At 72.5% G+C, this 21,576-nt stretch carries 22 protein-coding genes; 9 read left to right on the forward strand and 13 right to left on the reverse strand.

Annotated features, from left to right (window positions below):
• Positions 1-20 precede the first annotated feature (20 nt).
• The 6 genes from L2I40_RS01845 to L2I40_RS01870 all read left to right on the forward strand — a co-directional run bounded on the left by L2I40_RS01845 (position 21) and on the right by L2I40_RS01870 (position 5,085).
• A complete protein-coding gene (locus L2I40_RS01845; RefSeq protein ID WP_237213152.1) occupies positions 21-986 on the forward strand; it encodes an NAD(P)/FAD-dependent oxidoreductase in 966 nt (321 codons plus the stop codon).
• Positions 983-1,540, forward strand: coding sequence for a pyridoxamine 5'-phosphate oxidase family protein (locus tag L2I40_RS01850; protein WP_237213153.1), 558 nt, complete (start codon positions 983-985; stop codon positions 1,538-1,540). Before L2I40_RS01845 ends, L2I40_RS01850 begins: the two co-directional genes overlap by 4 nt.
• Positions 1,540-1,797, forward strand: a complete 258-nt coding sequence (locus L2I40_RS01855; RefSeq protein ID WP_237213154.1) for a DUF3253 domain-containing protein — start codon at positions 1,540-1,542, stop codon at positions 1,795-1,797. The genes L2I40_RS01850 and L2I40_RS01855 overlap by 1 nt, the downstream gene beginning before the upstream one ends.
• Before the next feature lie 2 nt (positions 1,798-1,799).
• Positions 1,800-2,243 (forward strand): DUF1499 domain-containing protein, encoded by a 444-nt coding sequence (locus L2I40_RS01860; RefSeq protein ID WP_237213155.1) that lies wholly within the window; start codon positions 1,800-1,802, stop codon positions 2,241-2,243.
• Between the two features lie 90 nt (positions 2,244-2,333).
• Entirely contained in the window at positions 2,334-4,058 is a 1,725-nt protein-coding gene (locus tag L2I40_RS01865; protein ID WP_237213156.1) for an ABC transporter ATP-binding protein/permease, read from the forward strand.
• Positions 4,059-4,101: 43 nt separating this feature from the next.
• Positions 4,102-5,085 carry an alpha/beta fold hydrolase gene (locus L2I40_RS01870; RefSeq protein WP_237213157.1) on the forward strand — a complete coding sequence of 328 codons (984 nt, stop codon included), beginning with the start codon at positions 4,102-4,104 and terminating at the stop codon, positions 5,083-5,085.
• A 30-nt stretch (positions 5,086-5,115) separates the two neighbouring features.
• On the opposite strand, the gene L2I40_RS01875 is transcribed toward L2I40_RS01870, so the two are convergent.
• Together L2I40_RS01875 and L2I40_RS01880 are read right to left on the reverse strand one after the other, a co-directional pair.
• Positions 5,116-6,069 carry a polysaccharide deacetylase family protein gene (locus L2I40_RS01875; RefSeq protein WP_237213158.1) on the reverse strand — a complete coding sequence of 318 codons (954 nt, stop codon included), beginning with the start codon at positions 6,067-6,069 and terminating at the stop codon, positions 5,116-5,118.
• A gap of 52 nt (positions 6,070-6,121) precedes the next feature.
• Positions 6,122-6,589, reverse strand: coding sequence for an SRPBCC family protein (locus L2I40_RS01880; RefSeq protein ID WP_237213159.1), 468 nt, complete (start codon positions 6,587-6,589; stop codon positions 6,122-6,124).
• Positions 6,590-6,751: 162 nt separating this feature from the next.
• Here L2I40_RS01880 and L2I40_RS01885 point away from each other — a divergent pair, with 162 nt between their 5' ends.
• Complete coding sequence (locus L2I40_RS01885) at positions 6,752-7,726, forward strand: Bug family tripartite tricarboxylate transporter substrate binding protein (RefSeq protein WP_237213160.1); 975 nt, start codon at positions 6,752-6,754, stop codon at positions 7,724-7,726.
• Between the two features lie 33 nt (positions 7,727-7,759).
• Here the strand turns inward: L2I40_RS01885 and L2I40_RS01890 are convergent, their stop codons facing one another.
• The 10 genes from L2I40_RS01890 to L2I40_RS01935 all read right to left on the reverse strand — a co-directional run bounded on the left by L2I40_RS01890 (position 7,760) and on the right by L2I40_RS01935 (position 17,882).
• Positions 7,760-7,948, reverse strand: coding sequence for a (2Fe-2S)-binding protein (locus tag L2I40_RS01890; RefSeq protein ID WP_237213161.1), 189 nt, complete (start codon positions 7,946-7,948; stop codon positions 7,760-7,762).
• 76 nt (positions 7,949-8,024) lie between these two features.
• Positions 8,025-9,848, reverse strand: coding sequence for a DNA helicase RecQ (recQ, locus tag L2I40_RS01895; protein ID WP_308116405.1), 1,824 nt, complete (start codon positions 9,846-9,848; stop codon positions 8,025-8,027).
• A gap of 65 nt (positions 9,849-9,913) precedes the next feature.
• Positions 9,914-10,327, reverse strand: a complete 414-nt coding sequence (locus tag L2I40_RS01900; RefSeq protein WP_237213162.1) for an OmpA family protein — start codon at positions 10,325-10,327, stop codon at positions 9,914-9,916.
• Positions 10,328-10,414: 87 nt separating this feature from the next.
• Complete coding sequence (gene phoB, locus L2I40_RS01905; RefSeq protein ID WP_237213163.1) at positions 10,415-11,128, reverse strand: phosphate regulon transcriptional regulator PhoB; 714 nt, start codon at positions 11,126-11,128, stop codon at positions 10,415-10,417.
• Positions 11,129-11,148: 20 nt separating this feature from the next.
• Positions 11,149-11,871: a phosphate signaling complex protein PhoU gene (gene phoU, locus L2I40_RS01910; RefSeq protein ID WP_272910919.1), complete on the reverse strand. Its 723-nt coding sequence runs from the start codon at positions 11,869-11,871 to the stop codon at positions 11,149-11,151.
• Between the two features lie 11 nt (positions 11,872-11,882).
• Complete coding sequence (gene pstB, locus L2I40_RS01915) at positions 11,883-12,722, reverse strand: phosphate ABC transporter ATP-binding protein PstB (protein WP_237213164.1); 840 nt, start codon at positions 12,720-12,722, stop codon at positions 11,883-11,885.
• Positions 12,723-12,742: 20 nt separating this feature from the next.
• Entirely contained in the window at positions 12,743-13,660 is a 918-nt protein-coding gene (pstA, locus tag L2I40_RS01920; RefSeq protein ID WP_237213165.1) for a phosphate ABC transporter permease PstA, read from the reverse strand.
• A 12-nt stretch (positions 13,661-13,672) separates the two neighbouring features.
• Positions 13,673-14,659 (reverse strand): phosphate ABC transporter permease subunit PstC, encoded by a 987-nt coding sequence (gene pstC / locus L2I40_RS01925; protein WP_237213166.1) that lies wholly within the window; start codon positions 14,657-14,659, stop codon positions 13,673-13,675.
• 62 nt (positions 14,660-14,721) lie between these two features.
• Positions 14,722-15,786, reverse strand: coding sequence for a phosphate ABC transporter substrate-binding protein PstS (pstS, locus tag L2I40_RS01930; RefSeq protein WP_237213167.1), 1,065 nt, complete (start codon positions 15,784-15,786; stop codon positions 14,722-14,724).
• A 170-nt stretch (positions 15,787-15,956) separates the two neighbouring features.
• Positions 15,957-17,882 (reverse strand): elongation factor G, encoded by a 1,926-nt coding sequence (locus tag L2I40_RS01935; protein WP_237213168.1) that lies wholly within the window; start codon positions 17,880-17,882, stop codon positions 15,957-15,959.
• A 173-nt stretch (positions 17,883-18,055) separates the two neighbouring features.
• On the opposite strand from L2I40_RS01935, the gene L2I40_RS01940 reads away from it, so the two are divergent.
• Positions 18,056-18,964, forward strand: a complete 909-nt coding sequence (locus L2I40_RS01940; protein WP_237213169.1) for an isocitrate lyase/PEP mutase family protein — start codon at positions 18,056-18,058, stop codon at positions 18,962-18,964.
• A 39-nt stretch (positions 18,965-19,003) separates the two neighbouring features.
• Here L2I40_RS01940 and L2I40_RS01945 read toward each other — a convergent pair whose 3' ends face one another.
• The gene (locus L2I40_RS01945) at positions 19,004-20,386 is read right to left on the reverse strand and encodes an FAD-binding oxidoreductase (protein ID WP_237213170.1); all 1,383 of its coding nucleotides are present in this window, start codon (positions 20,384-20,386) and stop codon (positions 19,004-19,006) included.
• Between the two features lie 160 nt (positions 20,387-20,546).
• Here L2I40_RS01945 and L2I40_RS01950 point away from each other — a divergent pair, with 160 nt between their 5' ends.
• The gene (locus L2I40_RS01950; protein WP_237213171.1) at positions 20,547-21,515 is read left to right on the forward strand and encodes an AraC family transcriptional regulator; all 969 of its coding nucleotides are present in this window, start codon (positions 20,547-20,549) and stop codon (positions 21,513-21,515) included.
• The last annotated feature ends 61 nt before the right edge of the window (positions 21,516-21,576 follow it).

A 21,576-nucleotide genomic window follows, 5' to 3' on the forward strand; every position in this document is an offset into this window, starting at 1 on the left:
TCCGGGGCCATACAGGGGCCATGCCCCGCTCCGTCGCCATCGTGGGGGCCGGACTGGCCGGCCTGTCCTGCGCCCGGACGCTCGCCGCCCATGGCGTCGAGACTCGGCTGTTCGACAAGGGCCGCGCGCCCGGCGGACGGCTCGCGACGCGGCGCGTGGAGGCAGAGGGCCGCGCCTTCGCCTTCGACCACGGCGCGCAATACCTGACCGCGCGCGGCGCGCTCTTCCGCGCGACGCTGGAGGCATCGGGGGCGCAGGCGTGGCAGGCCGATGGCTGGCATGTCGGCGTGCCGCGCATGTCGGCGATCCCGCGCGCGCTGGCTGAGGGCCTGGAGGTCGCGCTGGCGCGCGAGGTCGTCGCCGTCGAGGGCGCAGCCGGCGCCTGGATGCTGCGCCACGCCGCGCCCCGCCGCCCGGGCCAGAAGCAGGCCGACGACACGGTCGAGGCGTCCGGCCCCTTCGATGCGGTCGTGCTGGCGATCCCGGCGCCGCAGGCCGTGCCGCTGCTGCGCGGGCCGGCGCCGCACCTCGCCCGCGTGGTCGAGATGGTGCGGATCGCGCCCTGCTGGACGCTGATGGCGGCCTTCCCGTCCCGCCTCGCCCTGCCCGATACGCTGCGGCCGGAGGGCAGCCCGATCGGCTGGGCCGCGCGCGACAGCTCCAAGCCCGCCCGCGACGCGGCGACCGAGTGCTGGGTGATGCAGGGCGGGCCCGCCTGGTCGCGCGAGCATCTGGAACTGCGGGCGGAGGAGGCACAGGCCGCGCTGCTCACCGCCTTCGCCGAGCTCGCGGGCGGGCTGCCGGCGCCGCTGCACGCCTCCGCGCATCGCTGGCGCTACGCGCTGGTCGAGCAGGCGCTCGGCGCGCCCTGCCTGTGGGAACCGGCGCTCGGCCTGGGCGCCGCGGGCGATTGGTGCATCGCGGCGCGGGCCGAGGCGGCGGTGGAGAGCGGCGCCGCGCTCGGCGCGGTGATCGCCGGCCGATGACGCTGGAGGAGGTGCTCGGCAACGCCTTCGGGCTGCTCGCGCGCGGGGTCGCGGACCGGCGCTCGGCCTTCCACACGCCCACTCTGGCGACGGTCGGAGCGGATGGCGCGCCGGAGGCACGGACGCTCGTGCTGCGCGGCTTCGATCCGGCCACCCGACTGATCCGGCTGCACAGCGACGCGCGCTCCGGCAAGGTCGCGTCGCTGGCCCGCGAGCCGCGCGCGCAGCTGCACCTCTACGACGCCAAGGCGAAGCTGCAGCTGCGGCTGTCGGGCCGGACTGCGGTCCACGCCTCCGACGAGGTCGCCGATGCCGCGTGGCGCGGCAGCCGCGACTTCTCCCGCATGTGCTATGCGGTGGAGCCCGCGCCGGGCACGCCGATCGAGGTGCCGCCGGCCGCGCCGCGCGACGCGGAAGGCGGGCGCGCGAACTTCGTCGCCATCCTGCTGCGCTTCGAGACGCTGGAGGCGCTCGAACTCGCCGCGGAAGGCCACCGGCGCGCGCGCTTCGACTGGCGGGGCGGCGCGCTGCAGGCCAGCTGGCTGGTGCCCTGATGCCCGACCACGACGCGATCGCCGCCGAGATCCTGCGCCAGACCGAAGCGCGCGGCGCGGGCAAGTCGATCTGCCCGAGCGAGGTCGCGCGCGCCCTCGCGCCGGAGGAGGAGGCGTGGCGACGGCTGATGGGCGCGGTGCGCGCCGCTGCGATCCGCCTCGCCCGCGACGGGCGCATCGAGGTGCTGCGCAAGGGCAAGGCAGTGGATGCGGAGAGCGAGATCCGCGGCGTGATCCGGCTGCGCGTGAAGGAGTGACGATGCTGCAGATGCTGCTCGGCCGCGGGACGGCCGGATTGCCGGCGGCGGCGCCGGTGGATTTCCCGACGCTCCGCCTGCCCTCCTCCCCCAACGCGCATCTCGCTGCGCCGCCGGGCGCGACCAACGAACGGCACGAGACGGTGCCGCTGCTGCCGGTCCCGGCCGAGTCCGCCTGGGGCGTCCTGCGCGGACTCGGCGACGGGATGGAGCGGGTGTGGAAGATGGCCGAATGGCCCGAGCTTCGGCAGGCGCAATGGGTCGCGCGGACGCGGCTGATGAACTACCCGGACCTGATCAACGCGCAGATCGTGGAGCTGCCGGGCGGGACCGGGCTGTTCCTCTACTCGCGCAGCCTGATCGGCTATTCCGATCTCGGCGTGAACGCGAAGCGAATCGCCGACTGGCGCGCGGCGTTCGACCGGGCCCTGTCGAATGCGCGCTGACCGCGCCCCCTGTCGAATGCGCGCTGACCGCGCGACCCCCACCCCGACCCTCCCCCGCTGACGCGGGAGAGGGAGCAGAGGATCGCCTGCATGCGCCGTCTCGGCTCCTTCCTCGGTGACGCCTGGGCGCTGGCCCGGCCCTACTGGTCGAGCGAGGAGCGCGGGCGCGGGCTCGCCCTGCTCGGCGCCGTCGTCGCGCTGAACCTGTCGCTGGTCGGCATGACGGTGGTCCTCACCTATTGGCAGCGCGCCTTCTACAACGCGCTGGAGCAGAAGGACGCGGCGACCTTCTGGGCGCTGCTGCTGCTGGGCGGCGAGGCGGAGGGCACCTGGTTCCCGGGCTTCTGCGTGATCGCAGCCGCCTACATCCTGATCGCGGTCTATGCGCTCTATCTCCGCCAGGCCTTGCAGATCCGCTGGCGGCGCTGGCTGACGGAGCGTTATCTCGCGGAGTGGCTCTCGGACCGCGCCTATTACCGCATCGCGCTGACCGACCCCGTCACCGACAACCCCGACCAGCGCATCGCCGACGACATCCGGATGTTCGTGGACGACACGCTCGCCCTCGGCCTCGGGCTGCTGACCAGTGTCGTCACGCTGTTCTCCTTCATCTTCGTGCTGTGGTCGCTGTCGGGTCCGCTCGAGGTGCTCGGCGTCTCCATCCCCGGCTACATGGTCTGGGTGGCGATCATCTACTCCGTGCTCGGCACCTGGCTCGCCCACCTGATCGGCCGGCCGCTGATCCGGCTGAACTTCCTCCAGCAGCGGGTGGAGGCGGATTTCCGCTACGCGCTGGTGCGTGTGCGCGACAACGTGGAGGGCGTGGCGCTCTATGGCGGCGAGGCGGATGAGAAGCGCGGCCTGACGCAGCGCTTCCGCGCACTGATGGAGAACTGGTGGAGCATCATGATCGCCACCAAGCGGCTGACCTTCTTCACCGCAGGCTTCACCCAGGTCGCGTCCATCTTCCCGATCGTGGTGGCCGCGCCCGCCTATTTCTCGGGCCGCATCCCGCTCGGCGGACTGATCCAGACCAGCAGCGCCTTCGGCCAGGTGCAGGGCGCGTTGTCCTGGTTCGTGGACAACTACGCTCGCCTGACGGAATGGCGCGCCACGGTCGAGCGCCTCACCGGCTTCCAGCGCGCGATCGTCGCGGCGCGCACGACCGACGACGGCGTGCGCGCCATCCCGGGCGGCGGTGAGGCCGTGGTGGTGGAGGGCGTGACGCTCGCCGTGCCCGGCGGCCGCGTGCTGGTGGAGGACGCGTCGCTCCGCATCGAGAAGGGCGAGGCGGTGCTCATCAGCGGCGCCTCGGGCAGCGGCAAGTCCACGCTGTTCCGCGCCATCGCCGGCATCTGGCCCTTCGGCCGCGGCAGCGTGACGATCCCGGAGGGCGCGCGGGCCCTGTTCCTGCCGCAGCGGCCCTACCTGCCGCTCGGCACGCTGCGCCGCGCGGTCTGCTATCCGCTCGATGCGGCGGAGGTGCCGGAGACGGCGATCCGCGACGCGCTCGCCGCCGTGAGCCTGCCGCACTTCGCCGAACGGCTCGACGAGGAGGATGCCTGGGACCGGCGCCTGTCGGGCGGCGAGCAGCAGCGGCTCGCCTTCGCCCGCGCGCTGCTGGTCAAGCCCGACTTCCTCTTCCTCGACGAGGCGACCGCCAGCCTCGACCCGGAGGGAGAGGAGGCGCTGTATCGCCTGCTGCGCCAGCGCCTGCCCGGCACGGCCGTGCTGTCGATCGCGCATCGCCCGGCGGTGGCGCGCTTCCACGACCGCGCGCTGCGCGTCGCGGAACAGCGTCTCGCCCCCGCATGAACGCGCCCCTGCGCCGCGGCGTTGTGCCGGCCGGAGGTTCCGCATGGCACTCGACATGGCCGGCGCGCAGGCCGCGCCGCGCGCGACGCCGCGCGCAAGGGTGAGGCGCGTGCTGACCTGGCTGGGCGTGGCGCTGCTGGCGGGGCTCGTCGCCCTGCTCGCCTGGCTGTGGAACCCCGACCGTCCGCGCGCCGCGCTCGAGGCGCGCTACGCGGCGCCGCCCAGCACCTTCGTGACGGTGGACGGCGTGCGCTTCCACCTGCGTGACACCGGGCCGCGGGATGGGCAGGCGGTGCTGCTGCTGCACGGCTTCGGCGCCTCGCTCCACACCTGGGAGGACTGGGCCGCGATCCTGGACCGCGACCGGCGCGTGATCCGCATCGACCTGCCGGGCTTCGGGCTCACCGGCGCCGATCCGACGCGCGACTACACCGACGACCGCGCGGTCGTGCTGCTGGAAGGGTTGCTCGACACGCTCGGCGTTGCGCGGACGGATCTGGTCGGCAGTTCGATGGGCGGGCGCATCGCCTGGCGCTTCGCGGCGGAGCGGCCGGATCGCGTCAGGCGTCTGGTGCTGATGGCGCCGGACGGCTTCGCGAGCCCGGGGCGCGACTACGGGCAGGTGATCCGCGTGCCCTTCTGGATGAACCTGTTCACGCTGACGCTGCCCGCGCCGATGGTGCGCGGCGGTCTGGCGCCGGCCTATGCCGATGCCGCCGCGCTGACGCCCGAGGTGCTGCAGCGCTATCGCGACATGCTGCTGGCACCCGGCGTGCGGCGGGCGATCCTGGACCGCACCGAGGACAACGTCCTCGTCCCACCCGAGCCCTTCCTGCGCCGCATCGCGGCTCCGGTGCTGCTGCTGTGGGGCGAGGCGGACCGGATGGTGCCGGCGCGCCACGCCGCGGATTACGAGCGTGTGCTGCGGGTGAGCCGCACGGTGGTGCTGCCGGGCCTCGGCCATGTGCCGATGGAGGAGGACCCGGCGCGGTCGGTCGTGCCGGTGCGGGAGTTCCTCGGCGAGTGACGCGAGGCGGCACCGCCCGCGGTCAGGTGCTCATTGCGGGATGACCGGCGCATCCACCGGCGTCAGCGCGCGGCCGGGGCCGAGCGCCCATTCGGCGATCTCGTCGCGGCGCGCGAACCAGACGCCCGGATGCCCCGCCGCCCAGCGCAGGAAGCGCTCGACGCTCGGCACCACCGCGGGACGACCGGCGACGAAGTCGTGCAGCGGCACGCTCATCATGCGGCGGCGCACGGCGCCTTCCTCGTAGAGCACCTCGAATTCCTGGCGCAGCATCTGCTCGTAATCCGACAGGCTGCGCTGCTGGTTCTGGAAGAAGTTCAGGTCGTTGACGTGGCCGATATAGGGCACGAGGCAGAAGTCGCGGTCGCCATTGACCTTCTGGATCCAGGGCTCGTCGCGCGTGCGGTCGTCGATCGAGTAGATCAGGCCGAGCTCCTGCAGCAGGTCGTTGGTGTTCACGCTGCCCTGCAGGCCCTGCGCGTTGAAGCCCTTGGGCCAGAGGCCGGTCGCGGTGCGCAGCGCCTCGAAGCCTTCGCGCAGGAAGGCGCGCTCCTGGTCCTTGGCCAGGTGGAACTGCGGCGCGTGGCGGATGGCGCGGCCGCCAGCCTCGTGGCCGCGCGCGACGATCTCGCGTGCAAGGTCCGGATAGCGCCGGATGCTCTCGCCGATCATGAAGGAGGAGACGCGGCAGCCGACCCGGTCGAACAGGTCGAGCAGGCGCGGGATGCCTTCCTTCGCGCCGTAGGTGCGTTGCTGGATCAGCGGCAGGTTGGGGAAGCGCTGGCTGGCCTGGGGCGTGCCGGGCGGCCCCTGCTGCCACATGGCGGGCTGGCCGCCATCGGCCTCGAACATCATGCAGACGCCGACCGCGAGTCGCGCGCCGCCCGGCCAGAAGGGCCCGCGCGGCCGGGCCGGCTGCGCATCGGCGATCGCGGGCAGCGCGAGCACGGCGGCGCTTCCCAGCAGGCGTCTGCGTCCGATCATGCGATGCTCCCCGATCCGGTCGGCCGATCAGATCGGACCGGGCGCTATCCGGTCAATCGCCGACCAGCGCGACAAGCTGGTCGAGTGCCTTGCCCCAGCCCTCCTCGAAGCCCATGGCGGCGTGGCGGTCGCGGTCCCCGGCGTCCTTGTGCTGCACCCAGGCCGTGTAGCGCGTGCCCTCCGGTGTCTCCTCGAAGGTCAGGGTGCCGGTGAAGAAGGGCTTGCCGGTCGGCCGGAAGCCAGGGCCCAGGGCATCGGTGAAGACCAGGCGGGACTGCGGCACGACCTCGAGCCAGCAACCCGCATTATCGAAGCGCTCGCCGGACGGTCCCTCCATCACGGTGCGGAAGATGCCGCCGGGCCGGAGATCGACTTCGGCCTCGGTGGTCCGCCAGGGCTTCGGGCAGAACCACTGCGTCAGCAGCGCGGGCTCGGTCCAGCCGCGCCAGAGCGCGCGCGCGGGCACCGGCACGAGGCGGGTGAAGAGCAGGTCACGGGCCGCGTCGAAGGGGCAGAGCATCAAGGGAGGCTACGCCCGGGACAGGGGCGGCGATACCGGCAACCGCCCGCTCACGCGGCTGGCATGCAACTGGCATGGATCGCACTGCCCTCCCCGGCCGGCCGCGCGATTGCCTGCGCGGGCGGCAGATGCGGGCCCATGACTGCTTCCGGGATGATCAGAATGCTTCGCCGCTCGCTTCTCGCGACCTCCCTTGCCCTGCCGACGCTGCTGCCGTCGGGCGCCTTCGCCCAGGGCTTCCCGAACCGCCCGATCCGCATCGTCAGCCCCTTCTCGCCGGGCGGCACCTCGGACGGCGTGGTGCGGCTGCTCTCGCCGACGCTCGAGCGCGTGCTGGGCCAGTCGGTGGTGCTCGACAACCGGCCCGGCGCGGGCGGGACGGTCGGCACGGCGCATATCGCTGCCGAGCGGCCGGACGGGCATTCGCTGGTGCTGGCCAATGCCGGGCCGATGGCGATCGCGCAGACGCTGTTCCCCAACCTGCCCTACGACGTCCGCCGGAGCTTCTCCTACGTGATGCTGGTGGGCGGCGCGCCGATGGTGGTCGGCGTCCGCCCCGACAACCCGATCCGCAACATGGCCGACTACCTGGCCGCCGCCCGCGCCCGGCCGGAGGCGATGAGCTACGGCACCGCCGGCATCGGCTCGGTCGGGCACCTCGCCGGCATGCTCTGGGCGCGCGAGACGGGGGTGCAACTCCTGCACGTGCCGTTCCGCGGCGGCGGAGAGGCGGAGCAGCAGGTGCTCGGCGGCAGCCTTGGCTCGCTCTGGAACACGCTCGGCGCCCATGCCGGCAGCGTGCGCGGTGGGACGCTGCGGGCGCTGGCGCTCAGCAGCGGCGAGCGGATGTCCACCTTCCCCGACGTGCCGAGCATCGCCGAGGCCGGCTTCCCGAATGCGACCGCGATCAACTGGTTCGTGCTGGCGGGCCCGGCCGGCATGCCGGAAGCCGCGGTGGCGCGGCTGCGCGAGGCCTTCACCGTGGCGCTGAACGAGCCCGGCATGACGGAGCGCGTGGCCGGGCTCGGCGTGCTGCGGATGAACGACCAGGGGCCGGCGGATGTGCAGGCCTTCGTGAACCGCGAGGTGGAGCGCTGGGCGCCGATCGTGCGGGCGTCGGGCGCGACGCCGAGCTGAGGGCCCCAGCGGTTTAAGTGGGGCGCGGGCCGCTCAGGCCCGCGCCTCGAGCGGCAGCGGCGGGGTGGCGCGCAGCGGCGCCAGGATGTCGCGCGTGCACTTGCCGCATTGCGCGCGGTGCCCGGCAGCCTCATAGACCTCCTTCGGCCGGCGCGCGCCGCAGCAGACGGCGCGGCGCACTTCCTCGTCGGTGATCCCGTTGCAGAGGCAGATGTACTCCACCCGCGCTCTCCCTTGCCCGGGGAGGACCCTAGCCGGGCGGCGGTTCAGTTGCAACTGACTCGCAATTACAGGCGCGTCATTCGGAAAGCAGCCGCAGCACCGCCGCGCCGTAGCGCTGCAGCTTGCTCGCGCCCACCCCGCTGATCGCGCCGAGCTGGTCGAGCGTCCGCGGCCGGGCGGCGGCGATCTCGGCCAGGGTCCGGTCCTGGAAGATGACATAGGCCGGCACGCCCTGGGCCTGCGCCTCGGCCCGGCGCCATTCGCGCAGCCTCTCGAACAGCGGGTCGCCGGCGGCCGCGGGCGTCGCGCCGCGCGGCTTCGGCCCGGCTGGGCGCCCGACCTCCTCGCGCAGCATGACGGGCTCGGCGCCCTTCAGGATCGGGCGCGCGGCGTCGGTCAGCAGCAGCTCGCCATGGCTGTCCACCGCCACGTCGAGCGCGCCGCGCGCCACGAGTTGCCGCGCGACGGAGCGCCAGAAGCTGTCCGGCCGGTCCTTGCCGACGCCGAAGGTCGGCAGGCGATCGTGGCCGAACTGGGCGACCTTCTCGGTCAGCTTGCCGCGCAGCACGTCCACCACATGCACGGCGCCGAAACGCTGGCCGGTGCGATAGACCGCCGAGAGCAGCTTCTGCGCCGCGACCGTGCCGTCGAAGACGCGCGGCGGGGCGAGGCAGATGTCGCAGGCGCCGCAGGCCTCGGCCGGCACCTCCTCGCCGAAGCAGCGGAGCAGCAGGGCGCGGCGGCAGGTCGCGGCCTCGGCGATGGCGATCATCGCGTCCAGCCGCTGGCGCTCGATCCGCTTCTGCTCGGGACCTGCCGGGCTTTCCTCGATGCGCTGGCGGGCGAGCGCCATGTCGCCGGCGCCGTAGAGCAGCAGGGCGCGGGCGGGCAGCCCGTCGCGGCCGGCGCGGCCGATCTCCTGGTACCAGCTCTCCGGCGAGCGCGGCAGGTCGAGATGGACCACCCAGCGCACGTCGGGGCGGTCGATCCCCATGCCGAAGGCGATGGTCGCGCACATCACCACCGCGTCGCCGCGCGCGAAGCGGCGATGCGCGGCCTTCTTCGCCTCCGCGTCCATGCCGGCATGGAAGGCAAGGGCGTCGTGCCCGTCGCCGCGTAGCCATTCGGCGGTCGCTTCCGTGCGCGCGCGGCTGCCGCAATAGACCATGCCGGCACCCGGCACGCCGGCATGCTCCTTCAGGAAGGCGCGCAGCTGCGCCCGTTCGGACTCGCGCGGCGCGGCCTCGATGCGGATGTTCGGGCGGTCGAAGCCGCCGCGGAACACCGGCGCGTCGGCGAGGCCGAGCTGGAGGCGGATGTCCTCCACCGTACGTGGGTCGGCGGTGGCGGTCAGCGCGAGACGCGGCGTGCGCGGGAAGCGCTGCGACAGCACGCCGAGGCCGCGATATTCGGGCCGGAAGTGATGGCCCCACTGGCTGACGCAATGCGCCTCGTCCACCGCGAAGAGTGCCACGGGAAGTTCGTCGAGGCGTGCGAGCATGCCGTCCAGCAGCAGGCGCTCGGGCGAGACGTAGAGCAGCTTGAGCGTGCCGTCGTGCAGGTCGTGCAGCACGCGCCGCGCCTCGCCCTCCGGCAGGTCGGAATGCAGCGCGGCCGCCGCGACGCCCTGCTGGCGCAGCGCCGCGACCTGGTCCTCCATCAGCGCGATCAGGGGCGAGACGACGACGCCCACGCCGGGCCGGCAGAGCGCCGGGACCTGGTAGCAGAGCGACTTGCCGCCGCCGGTCGGCATGAGGACGAGGCCGGAGCCGCCTGCGGCGACGTGGCGCACGACCTCGTCCTGGCGCCCGCGGAAGCCCGGATGGCCGAAGACGCCGGCGAGGACGGAAAGCGGATCGCCGGCGAATCGGCCGTCATAGGGCATGTCGCCGGATGCCACGGCGCGGGCTGTCCGTCAGCCCGGGTTGCGCGGCCGGACGGGTCGCCGCGGCCGCGCGGGGCGCATCAGCCGATATGGATCTCGACGCGCCGCGCCTCGATCGCCGCCTCGGGCCCGGAGAAGGGCGCGGCGCCACGCCCCTCGACGCGGATGCGCGTGGCGGCGACGCCGAGCCGCTGCAGCTCGTTCGCGACCGCCTCGGCGCGGGCGCGGGAGAGTGCCACCAGCGGCGCTTGGCCCGGATCGGGCGCCACGAAGCCGAGGACCCGCACGCGGGCGTTCGGGTGCTGCGTGGCGATGTTGGCGGCGTCCTGGATCACGGTCTGCGCCCGCGGGCCGACCGCCACGCTGTCGTCGGCGAAGAAGATCAGGTGGACCGGCAGCGACGCGAGCTCAGCGCGCTCCTGCGGGGACATGCAGGCCGCCAGCAGCGTGGCGGGCGCGGCGGCGAAGGCGGCAAGGGCGGCGCGGCGGCGCATCGGAGTCGCTCCGGTCAGGGTCCTGGCGATACGTCGCCCGGCCCGGCGGGGCGCGTCAATCCTGGGTGCGCGCGACAGCCGGCGCGGCTACTGCTCGACGTCGAGGGCGTAGCCGGCGGACCGCACCGTGCGGATCACGTCCGGCTGCCCATCGCCGTTCACCGCCTTGCGGAGCCGGCGGATATGGACGTCGACGGTGCGCGGCTCGACATGGATGTCGCGGCCCCAGACCGCGTCCAACAGCTGTTCGCGCGAGAAGACCCGGCCGGGGTGCTGGAGGAAGAATTCCAGCAGGCGATACTCGGTGGGGCCGAGGTGCAGCGGCTTGCCGGCCCGCGTCACGCGGTGGGCATCCTGGTCCATCACGATGTCCTGCCAGGTGATCCGGCCCTTGACCGGCGTCGCGCCGGAGCGGCGGAGCAGCGCGCGGATGCGCGCCAGCAGCGCCTCCATCGCGAAGGGCTTGGCGATGTAGTCGTCGGCCCCGGTGTCGAGCGCGCGCACTGCGTCCTGGTCCTCGGTGCGGGCGGTGACCATGATGATCGGCAGGTCGCGCGTGGCGGGGCGGCGGCGGATCTGTCGGCAGACCTCGATGCCCGACATGGCCGGCAGCATCCAGTCGAGCAGGATGAGGTCGGGCCGGGTTTCCGCGACCCGGAGCAGGGCCTCCTGCCCGTCCGTCGCCTCCTCGACCCGGAAGCCCTGCTTCTCGAGGTTGTAGCGCAGCAGGGTCAGAAGCGGCGCCTCGTCCTCGACCACGAGGATGATCGGCTTGGCGAGGTTGCCGGTGGCGTCGGGCATGGCGCGTCTCCCGCTGCGGCCTATTCGGGCGGCTGCACGACGGCGAAGGCGGAGGCGTCGGCCTTGGGCCGGTCCTCCGGCAGGCTGTCGCCGCGGACCGCGTAGTGCACGGTCTCGGCGATGTTGGTCGCGTGGTCGCCGATGCGCTCGAGGTTCTTGGCGATGAAGAGGAGGTGGATCGCCGCGGTGATGTTGCGCGGGTCCTCCATCATGTGGGTCAGCATCTCGCGGAAGATGCCGTTGTAGACGGTGTCGATCGGCTCGTCGGAGGCCCAGACCCGCTGCGCCGCCTCGGCATCGCCGTTCGCCAGCGCGTCGATCGCCATCTTCAGGTTCTCCTGCACCAGCACCGACATTCGCTGGAAGCCGTTGAGGCTGCCGATCGGCGGCTGCTGCGCGAGGACGATGCCGCGCTTGGCCGCGTTGCGGGCGTAGTCGCCGATGCGCTCGAGATCGTGGCTGACCTTCATCGCCGCGACGATGAAGCGGAGGTCGGAGGCCATGGGCTGGCGAAGTGCCAGGATGCGGATGCAGAAGGCCTCGATCTCGCGCTCGAGCGTGTCGAGGGCGGCGTCGCGGGCGACGACCTCGGAGGCGAGCTGGGCGTCGCGGCGCACCAGCGCCTGGGTGGCGTCGTGCACCTGGCGCTCGGCGAGGCCGCCCATGCGCGCGACCATGTCGCGCAGCCTGCGCAACTGCTCGTCGTAGGAGCGGACGATGTGCTCGGGCTGGTCCTGCGGCACGGGGAACCTCCTCAGCCGAACCGGCCGGTGATGTAGTCCTGGGTGCGCTTCTCGCGCGGGGCGGTGAACATCTGCGCGGCCGGTGCGACCTCCACCAGCTCGCCGAGGTAGAAGAAGGCGACCTGGTCGGCGCAGCGCGCGGCCTGCTGCATGTTGTGGGTCACGATGCAGATGGTGAAGTCGCGCTTCAGCTCGTCGATCAGCTCCTCGATCTTGAGCGTGCTGATCGGATCGAGCGCCGAGGTCGGCTCGTCGAAGAGGATCACCTCCGGCCGCACCGCGATGGTGCGCGCGATGCAGAGCCGCTGCTGCTGGCCGCCCGAGAGCCCGAGTGCGGAGGATTGCAGCCGGTCCTTCACCTCGCCCCAGATCGCCGCGCGGGTCAGCGCCCATTCGACGCGGTCGTCCATCTCGGCCTTCGAGAGCTTCTCGTGCAGCCGGACCCCGAAGGCGATGTTCTCGTAGATGGTCATGGGGAACGGGGTCGGCTTCTGGAACACCATGCCGACCTTGGCGCGGAGCTCGTTGAGATCCACCGAGGCGTCGAGGATGTTGCGCCCGTCCATGATCACCTCGCCCGCGGCGCGCTGGCCGGGATAGAGGCTGTACATCCGGTTCAGCACCCGCAGCAGCGTGGACTTGCCGCAGCCTGACGGGCCGATCATGCCGGTCACCTGCCGGTCGGGCAGTTCGAGGTTGATGCCCTTGAGGGCCTTGTTGTCGCCGTAGAAGAAATCGAGGTTGCGCACCGAGATCCGCGAGGTGGCGTTGATCTCGGAGGCGGAGCGGGCCTGCAGGCCGCCGAAGGAGCCGCTGTCGGCGGGAACGGCGGTGTCGGTGATCGAGTTCATCGCGTGATCCCCTTGCGGGCCTAGATCTTGCGGCGCAGCAGAAGCCGCGCACAGATGTTGATGGCCAGGACGCCGAGCGTCACCAGGAGCGCGCCGGTCCAGGCGATCTCGATGAGGTCCGGGAACCCCGAATTGGCCTGCTGGTAGATCGAGATGGGGAGGCTCGCCATCGCCTTCGACAGGTCGAGGGAGGCGATGTTGTTGCCGAAGGAGGTCAGCAGCAGCGGCGCCGTCTCGCCCGCGATGCGCGCCACCGCGAGCAGGATGCCGGTGACGATGCCGGACAGGGCGGCCTTGTAGCAGACGAGCGTGATCATCTTCCATTTCGGCGCGCCGAGCGCGATGACCGCCTCCCGCAGCGTGTTGGGGATCAGCTGCAGCATGTCCTCGGTCGTGCGCACGACGACGGGGATGACGATGATGGCCAGCGCCAGCGCCCCGGCGATGCCGGAGAAGCCGCCCATCGGCAGCACGACGAGCTGGTAGATGAACAGGCCGATCAGGATGGACGGGGCCGAGAGCAGCACGTCCGAGACGAAGCGGACGGCGTTCCCCATCGCCGAGTTGCGGGCGTATTCGGCCAGGTAGGTGCCGACGAGCAGGCCGACCGGCGTGCCGATCGCCGTCGCGATGGCGACCTGGACGAGGCTGCCGAGGATGGCGTGCAGCAGGCCACCCTTGGGCAGCGTATCGTCACCGAAGCGCGTCGGGCGGAACTCTGTCGTGAAGATGGTGAGGTCGAGCGCCGCCATGCCGCGCCAGACGAGGGTGAGCATGATCGAGGCGAGGAAGAACAGGCCGACGAGGGTGGCGGCGATGCAGGCCCAGCGGACCAGGCTGTCGACCAGCCGGCGGCGACGCCCGAGCGCGCGGGCCTTCGCCATGTCCTTGGCGGGCGCGCTGCGGAGCGGCCCTGCGCCCATGGTTGCGGTGCTCATCGTCCCTGCCCCCTACTTCAGCCGCGACCGGAGCAGCCAGCGGGAGGTCGCCAGCACGACGAAGGAGATCACGAAGAGCAGGAAGCCGAGCGCGAAGAGCGCCGACTGCTTCAGGCTGCCGGCGAGGCTTTCGGGGAACTCCATCGCGATCACCGAGGCGATGGTGGTGGAGGCGTCGAAGACCGATTCCGGCATGCGGTTGGCATTGCCGATGACGAAGGTGACCGCCATCGTCTCGCCGAGCGCGCGGCCGAGGCCGAGCATGATGCCGCCGACGACCGAGATGCGGGTGTAGGGGATGACGACGCCGCGCACCACCTCCCACCGCGTCGCGCCGACGCCGTAGGCGCTTTCCTTGTAGACCGGGGGCACCTGCTCGAAGACGTCGCGCATGGTTGCCGCGATGAAGGGCAGGATCATGATCGCGAGCACGAGGGAGGCCGAGAACAGGCTGGTGCCGGCAAAGTTGTTGCTCTCGAAGATGAACCCGATCAGCGGGATCGCGGCCAGTTGCTCGCCGAAGGCCAGCTGGATGTGCATCTGCACGAAGGGCACCAGCACGAAGAGGCCCCACATGCCGTAGATGATGGAGGGCACGGCGGCGAGCAGCTCGATCGCGATGCCGACCGGCCGCTTCAGCCAGTCGGGCGCGAGCTCGGTGAGGAAGAAGGCGATGCCGAAGGCGACCGGCACGGCGAAGATGATGGCCAGGATGGAGCTGACCACCGTGCCGAAGACGGCGATGAGGGCGCCGTATTCCTCGCGATGGTCCTCGACCGGGTTCCAGGCATCCGACCAGAGGAACTGGACGCCGTAGCGCTCGAAGGCCGGGAGGCCGCCGATGAAGAGCGTGACGATGATGCCGCCGAGCGTGAGCAGGACGAGGATGCCGGCGCCGGTGCAGAGCGCCTCGAAGATCCTGTCGCCGAGGCTGCCGGGCTTGCGCCGCTGGCCGGAGACGGGAAGGCCGGCCGCACCGGCCGCTACGGTCTGCTGCAAGGCTGGATGTCCGCTCGGTTGCAGAAGGCCGGGGCGCGCCGCTCGGCGCGCCCCGCATCGGGTCAGGCGACCGGCCAGAGTGCCTCGCGGCCGGGCCCGCGGACGTTCTGCGCCCAGGCCGCGCGCACGGCGTCGTGGACGTTGGCCGGCAGCGGGATGTACTCCAGGCGCTGCGCGGTCTGGCTGCCGTTGCGGAAGGCCCAGTCGAAGAAGCGCATCGTGTTGCGGCTCGCCGCCAGGCGATCGGCCGGCGGGTTGGTCGGCAGCAGGATGTAGGTCGGCGAGGTGATCGGCCAGACCGTGGCGCCGTTCAGGTCGATCGTGTCGGCGGCGAAGTTCGGCACGGTCCAGTCCGCGGCGGCGGCCGTGGCCTGGAAGGCCGGCGGCTCCGGACGGACGAAGTTGCCCGACTTGTTGCGGATCTGCGTGGTCGGCATGCGGTTCACCACCGCATAGGCGTTCTCGATGTAGCCGATCGTGCCCGGCGTGTTGCGGATGATGTTCGACACGCCTTCGTTGCCGCGGGCGCCGTTGCCGACCGGCCAGCGCACGCTGGTGCCCGCGCCCGGCCCATCGCGCCACTCGTTCGAGATGCGCGAGAGATAGGTGGTGAAGACCCAGGTCGTGCCCGAGCCGTCGGCGCGGTAGGCGACGCTGAGCGGCAGGTTCGGGATGCGAAGCTCGCGGTTCACCTCCGCGATGCGCGGGTCGTTCCAGCGCGTGATCCGGCCGAAGAAGATGTCGGCGATGATCTCGGGCGTCAGGCGCAGCGCGTTGTCGGCGACGCCCGGCAGGTTGGCGCTCAGCACCACCGAACCCATGACGGTCGGGAACTGGAGCAGGTTGCGCTCCGCCAGCTGCGCCGTCGGTAGCGGCGCGTCGGAGGCGCCGAAATCGACGGTGCGCGCGGTGATCTGGTTGATGCCGCCGCCCGAGCCGATCGACTGGTAGTTCAGGCTGACGCCGATGGCCTGTTGGGCCTCCTGGGCCCACCGCTCGTAGAGCGGGCGGGGGAAGGTCGCGCCGGCGCCGGTGATGGTCGCCTGCTGCGCGAAGGCGCGATGCGGGAGCGCGAGGCTCGCGCCGAGGGCCGCACCAGTGCCGAGCAGAAGGGTCCGCCTGTTCACGCTGTCATCTCCGCTGTCTGCCGTGTCGGGACTCCGCGACGGGGGTGCGGCGTCCGGCGCGCCATCTAGGCCCGCCGGGCGACCCCCCGATTTCAGTTTTATGACACTTGGATGACATCGATCCGGACGGGCCGGGCGGATCATCCGTATCCGCCCCGCCCTCCGTTAGGTCAGCGCGCGCGGCTCTCCGCCAGGTGGTCGAAGCGGTGGCGGTAGGTGCCGAGACCGAGGGTCTGGCCGCGCAGTTCCAGGATCAGGTCGTGCAGCTCGGCGGCGGGGACCATCGCCTCCACCTCGTCCCAGCCGGGCCGGCCGGGCGATTCGGCATAGCCGAGGATCTGCCCGCGCCGCCCCGTCAGCAGGCGCTGCGCGGCCGGGGTGAAGGCCTGGGGCACCTGGACCGCGACATGCTCGACGGGTTCGAGCAGCACCGGGTCGGCCTTGGCCAGTGCCTCCTGCATCGCCATGCGCGTGGCTGTGGCGAAAGCCATGTCGGAACTGTCGACGCTGTGGAACCCGCCATCCACCAGCGTCACCTCGATGTCCACCACCGGGTTGCCCAGAGGACCCCTGCGCGCCGCCTCCTCCGCCGCCTCGCCGCAGGCGGGGATGAATTTGCGGGGGATGGCGCCGCCCACGACCTTGTCCACGAAGGCGAAGCCGGCGCCGCGCGGGCGGGGTGCGACCTCGATCACCACGTCGGCGAACTGGCCATGGCCGCCGGTCTGGCGCTTGAGCCGCGCATGATGGCGGACCGGGCGGCGGATCGTCTCGCGGAAGGGCACGCGCGGGCGATGCGTGGCGAGCCTGACCGTCTGGGTCAGCTTCTCGACCGCAGCGCGCAGGTGCTGCTCGCCCTGGCCGTGCAGCACCGTCTCGCCGGTCTCCGGCATCTGCTCGATGCGGAGCGAGGGATCCTCCTCGGTCAGCCGGTTCAGGGCGGCGCCCAGCCGGACCTCGTCCTTGCGGTCCTCCGGCTCGATCGCCAGCGAGAAGGTGGGGGCGGGCGGCTCGGGGAAAGGCAGGCGGCCGCCGCCGAGCGTGTCCCCTGTCGCCGCGCCGTCAAGCCGGCCGAGCGCCACCACCTCGCCCGCCGCGGCTTCCGCGACCTTGGCCGGCTCGCCGGCGGGGAAGCGCCAGACGCCGCCGATGCGCTGTCCGGACAAACTCGCACCGTCCTTCAGCGCGCCGCGCCAGATCCGGACAAAGGACAGCCGCCCCGCATGGCCGGCCTGGACCGTGCGGAAGACCTGCGCAAGCGGCTCGGCTCCGGCCTCCACCCCATGGCGGGCGGCGGTCTCCGCCACCTCCGGCGCATCGTGGCGCAGCGCCTTCCAGAGGCGGCGCACGCCGGAGGCATGCTCGGCGGCGCCGAACAGCACGCCCATGACATGGCCGGCCGCTTCCTCGGCATGGAGCGGGCGGTAGAGCGCGGCGGCGTCGGGGGCGCGGTCCTCCACGATCGCCTCCAGCAGCGCGTCGTCGGCATCGGCCAGCGCCTCGGCCAGCGCGGCGCGGGCCTCGGCCTCCGCCCCGCGCATCGCCTCCGGGAAGGGCGCGGGCTCCGAGGCGGCGCCCTCGCGGAAGCGCCAGGCGCGCTCGCTGATCAGGTCCACATAGCCGACGACGCGCTCGCCCTCGCGCCAGGGCATCTGGCGCAGCAGCAGGCGGCGGCGGGTCTGGGCCTGCAGCGCCTCCACCAGCTCGCGCGGCGCGGCGCCGAGCGCGTCGAGCTTGTTGACGAAGAGCACGGCCGGGATGTCGAGTTCCTCCACCATCCGCAGGCAGGGCGCGGCCATGGCGGCGCGGGCCGGGTCGGGATCCACCACCACGACCGCGATGTCGGCGACCGCGAGCGCGCAGGCGGCCGCGTGGGAGAACTCGATCGAGCCGGGGCAGTCCAGGATCGTCCAGGGGTCGTCGAGAAAGCTCGCCTGGCCCACCCGCATCTCGGTGCCGCCGTGGTGGGTCCTGCCGTTCGTCGCGCGACGGACCGGCGCGCCGGCGGCGGCGAGCATGGCGTCGAAGAGCGCTGACTTGCCGCTGCCATAGGGACCGATCAGGGCCGCGACCCTGGGGCCGTGGGTCTGGGACATGCGCGCCGTCCTCCGCGGCCTTGGCGGCCGTGCTGTTGGGCGGGCTCCCCGGCGGGCCAGGGGACCCGTTGAAGGGCACGATGACGCAGGGCGCCGCCCGCGGGCGAGCAAAATCCGCGTTGGGTGGCCGGGGGGCGGGACGCGTGCCAGCCTGGGCGCCGGAGGAGCGCCGCATGATCCTGGACCCGGAGCCGACCAGCCCCCTGCCCTCGCCCGCCGCCCGGCTGCGCCGCGTGCTGGAAGGGCCATCCATCGCCGTTGTCCCCGGCTGCCACGACGCGCTCGGCGCCAGGCTGATCGCCGCGGCCGGTTTCCCCGCCGCCTTCCTGTCGGGCTACGCCGTCAGCGCCGCGCGGCTCGGCCTGCCGGATGCCGGGCTGGTGTCCTACCGCGAGATGCTGGATGCGGGGCGCGAGGCCTGCGCCGCCACCGCCATCCCGGTGATCGGCGACGCCGACACCGGCTTCGGCAATCCGGTGAACGTCCGGCGCACGGTCGCGGGCTATCACCAGGTGGGCTTCGCCTGCGTGATGATCGAGGACCAGGTCTTCCCCAAGCGCTGCGGCTATGCGGCGGGGCTGGAGGTGGCGCCGCGCGAGGAGGCGCTGACGCGGCTGCGCGCCGCGCTCGAGGCCCGCGACGCGATCCGCCGCGCCGGCGGCGACCTGCTGGTGATCGGCCGTACCGACAGCCGTGCGGCGGCGGGGTTGGAGGAGGCGCTGTGGCGCGCCGAGGCCTTCGCCGATCTCGGCGCCGACATCGTCTATTTCGAGGCGCCGGCGAGCACGGCGGAGATGGAGGCGCTGCAGCGCGCCACGCGCGGCGTGCCGACCATGCTGGCGCAGGTCGAGAAGCCGGGCCGCGTCTTCCTGACGCCGAAGCAGGCGGAGGCGATCGGCTATCGCGTGCTGCTGCTCGGCGTCACGCTGCTGAACGCGGTGATCAAGGCGCAGAAGGAGGCGCTGGCCCTGATCGCGCGCGGCGAGCATCCCGGGCCGGACCGGCTGATGCCCTTCGACGAACTCTACGACACCGTGGGCTTCAACGCCTACTACGCGATGGAGAAGCGCTACGCGCCCTGACGCCGTGGCCCAGCGGCCACGGCGCCAGGTCCGCGCGCGTCAGCCCCGCGGATCGATGTTCTGGTTCACCCGGAAGAGGTTGCCCGGATCGTAGCGGCGCTTCGCCGCCAGCAGCCGGTCGTAGTTCGCGCCATACGCGGCGCGCACCCGCGCCTGGCCCTCGTCGTCGGACATGAAGTTCACATAGGCGCCGCCCGGGTTGTGCGGATGCACCGCCTCCCAGTAGGCGCGTCCCCAAGCCTTCAGGGACGCGGCCTTGGCCGGGTCGGGATCGATCGCGGCGATCACCATGGACCAGGTGGCGTCGCGCGCGCCCCAGGGCGTCGCGTCGGGCGCGACGCGGTGGACGGCGCCGTCGATCGGATAGAGATGCATCAGCGACAGCTCGCTCGGCGTGCGCGCGGCATGGCGCAGGTGCTCCTCGATGGCCGCGTCGGTCAGTTCGCGCACGAAGTCGCCCTTCCAGTACCACTGCATGCCCTTGGGCAGCAGCGGATCGAACAGCGCCTGCAGCATCGGGAAGGGCATCTCCGCCATGCCGTCCAGCAGCGGCTGCGGCAGCTCGGCGCGGACGCGGCGCATCGCGGCCTCGCCTTCCGCCTGGCTGCCGACATGGCAGGAGATCAGCGCGCAGATCCGCCGCCCCCAGAGCTCCGCCGGGAAGGGCGCGGTGGAGGGCACGGTCTTGAGGCCCAGGAAGCTGCAGAGCTCGGGCGGCGTCGTCGGCAGCCAGTCGCGGTACCAGCGCATGATCTCGCCGGCCTGCGCCTGGTCCCAGAAGATCGGTCCGCCATAGACGGTGCTGACCGGATGGGCGCGGAAGACGAAGCTGGTGACGACGCCGAAATTGCCGCCGCCGCCCCGGAGCGCCCAGAACAGGTCCGGGTGGTCGTGCTCGTTCGCCGTGACGAAGCTGCCGTCGGCGAGCACGACATCGGCTTCGAGCAGGTTGTCGACGGTCAGCCCGTATTTCCGGGTCAGGTAGCCGTGCCCGCCGCCGAGCGTCAGGCCGGCGAGGCCGGTGGTCGAGACGATGCCGGCGGGCACCGCGAGGCCGAAGGCATGCGTCGCATGGTCGACGTCGCCCTGGGTGCAGCCGGCGCCGGCGCGCACCGTCCGCGCGGCGGGATCGACGCGCACCCCCTTCATCGCGGAGAGGTCGATGACGAGGCCGCCGTCGCAGCTGCCAAGGCCCGGCCCGTTGTGGCCGCCGCCCCGGATCGCGAGCAGCATTCCCCGGTCGCGGGCGAAGCGCACGGCTGCCATCACATCGGCCACGTCGACGCAGCGCGCGATGATCGCCGGGCGCTTCTCAATCATCCCGTTGTAGAGCTTGCAGGCCTCGCCGTAGTCGGAGTCGGCCGGCCGGATCACGCTGCCGCGCAGCTCCGGCTGCAGCGTGCCGAGGCTCGTGTCGGGCATGGCTTCCTCCATCCTTCGTCTTGCCAGTCGGCCAGCCTATGAAGATGTGAAGCCGCGGCAGAATGACCGCGCGTCGGTATTTCTTGCCCGGGCATCCTGGAACGTGGTCGAGTCCGCCGGGGCCATCCGATCGCCTGCCATCCCCGCGAGGAGCCGTCGCGTGGAGATCCTGTCCGACGTGCTGCGTGCGATCCGGCTGAACGGCGCGATCTTCTTCGACGTCGAGGCCACGTCGCCCTGGGTGATCGAATCGCCGCCGATCGAGGAGATCGGCAGGCTGGTCATGCCGGGCGCCGAGCACGTGATCGGCTTCCACGCCCTGCTTGCGGGCTCCTGCTGGGTCGAGTTCGCCGATGGACCGGCGCCGCTGCGCCTCGATGCCGGGGACGTGCTGATCCTGCCGAGCGGCGTGCGGCACAGCCTGTGTTCGGCGCCGGGCATGCGGTCCGAACCCGATCTCGACGTCTATCAGCGACCGGCGGAGCGGCCGCTGCCCTTCGTGCTGCGGAAGGGCGGCACGGGCACCGACCTGGCGCACTTCATGTGCGGCTATTTCGGCTGCGACGCGCGGCCCTTCAATCCGCTGCTGGACGCGCTGCCCCCGGTCATCCACGCGGCCAGGCACGCCACGCGCGCAGGCTGGGTAGCGCAGCTGATCGAGGCGGCGCTCGGCGAGAGCCGCGCGCTGCGCTCCGGCCGCGAGATCGTGCTCGCGCGGCTCAGCGAGTTGCTGTTCGTGGAAGTCCTGCGCGGCCATCTGGAGACGGTGCCGGAGACCACGGGCGGATGGCTGTCGGGGCTGCGCGACCGCCATGTCGGCGCCGCGCTGCGGCTGATCCATGCGCGGCCGGCGGAGGACTGGACGCTGGACAGCCTGGCGCGCGCGGTCGGTGTCTCGCGATCCGTCCTGGCGGAGCGCTTCACGCATCACGTCCACCTGCCGCCGATGCACTACCTCGGCCGCTGGCGCCTGCAACTCGCGGCGCGGCTGCTCGAGCAGCCGGGGACGAATGTCGCGCAGGTCGCGGAGCAGGTCGGCTACGAGTCCGAGGCCGCGTTCAGCCGCGCCTTCAAGAAGCTGATCGGCAGCCCACCGGGCGCCTGGCGGCGCAACCGCCACGCCGCGTGAGCGCAGGCCTCGGCGCCGGGCCGCGTCACGCGCCGGCGCGGGCCGGGGCGCCCAGCAGGGC

The organism is Falsiroseomonas oryziterrae, assembly GCF_021864505.1.
Classification (GTDB): Bacteria; Pseudomonadota; Alphaproteobacteria; order Acetobacterales; family Acetobacteraceae; genus Falsiroseomonas; species Falsiroseomonas oryziterrae.

Bases quoted from the DNA above. Each gene is read 5' to 3' on its own strand.
- L2I40_RS01845 (WP_237213152.1), top strand. From the start codon at position 21: ATGCCCCGCTCCGTCGCCATCGTGGGGGCCGGACTGGCCGGCCTGTCC.
- L2I40_RS01850 (WP_237213153.1), top strand. From the start codon at position 983: ATGACGCTGGAGGAGGTGCTCGGCAACGCCTTCGGGCTGCTCGCGCGC.
- L2I40_RS01855 (WP_237213154.1), top strand. From the start codon at position 1,540: ATGCCCGACCACGACGCGATCGCCGCCGAGATCCTGCGCCAGACCGAA.
- L2I40_RS01860 (WP_237213155.1), top strand. From the start codon at position 1,800: ATGCTGCAGATGCTGCTCGGCCGCGGGACGGCCGGATTGCCGGCGGCG.
- L2I40_RS01865 (WP_237213156.1), top strand. From the start codon at position 2,334: ATGCGCCGTCTCGGCTCCTTCCTCGGTGACGCCTGGGCGCTGGCCCGG.
- L2I40_RS01870 (WP_237213157.1), top strand. From the start codon at position 4,102: ATGGCACTCGACATGGCCGGCGCGCAGGCCGCGCCGCGCGCGACGCCG.
- L2I40_RS01875 (WP_237213158.1), bottom strand. From the start codon at position 6,069: ATGATCGGACGCAGACGCCTGCTGGGAAGCGCCGCCGTGCTCGCGCTG.
- L2I40_RS01880 (WP_237213159.1), bottom strand. From the start codon at position 6,589: ATGCTCTGCCCCTTCGACGCGGCCCGTGACCTGCTCTTCACCCGCCTC.
- L2I40_RS01885 (WP_237213160.1), top strand. From the start codon at position 6,752: ATGCTTCGCCGCTCGCTTCTCGCGACCTCCCTTGCCCTGCCGACGCTG.
- L2I40_RS01900 (WP_237213162.1), bottom strand. From the start codon at position 10,327: ATGCGCCGCCGCGCCGCCCTTGCCGCCTTCGCCGCCGCGCCCGCCACG.
- phoB (WP_237213163.1), bottom strand. From the start codon at position 11,128: ATGCCCGACGCCACCGGCAACCTCGCCAAGCCGATCATCCTCGTGGTC.
- pstB (WP_237213164.1), bottom strand. From the start codon at position 12,722: ATGAACTCGATCACCGACACCGCCGTTCCCGCCGACAGCGGCTCCTTC.
- pstA (WP_237213165.1), bottom strand. From the start codon at position 13,660: ATGAGCACCGCAACCATGGGCGCAGGGCCGCTCCGCAGCGCGCCCGCC.
- L2I40_RS01935 (WP_237213168.1), bottom strand. From the start codon at position 17,882: ATGTCCCAGACCCACGGCCCCAGGGTCGCGGCCCTGATCGGTCCCTAT.
- L2I40_RS01940 (WP_237213169.1), top strand. From the start codon at position 18,056: ATGATCCTGGACCCGGAGCCGACCAGCCCCCTGCCCTCGCCCGCCGCC.
- L2I40_RS01945 (WP_237213170.1), bottom strand. From the start codon at position 20,386: ATGCCCGACACGAGCCTCGGCACGCTGCAGCCGGAGCTGCGCGGCAGC.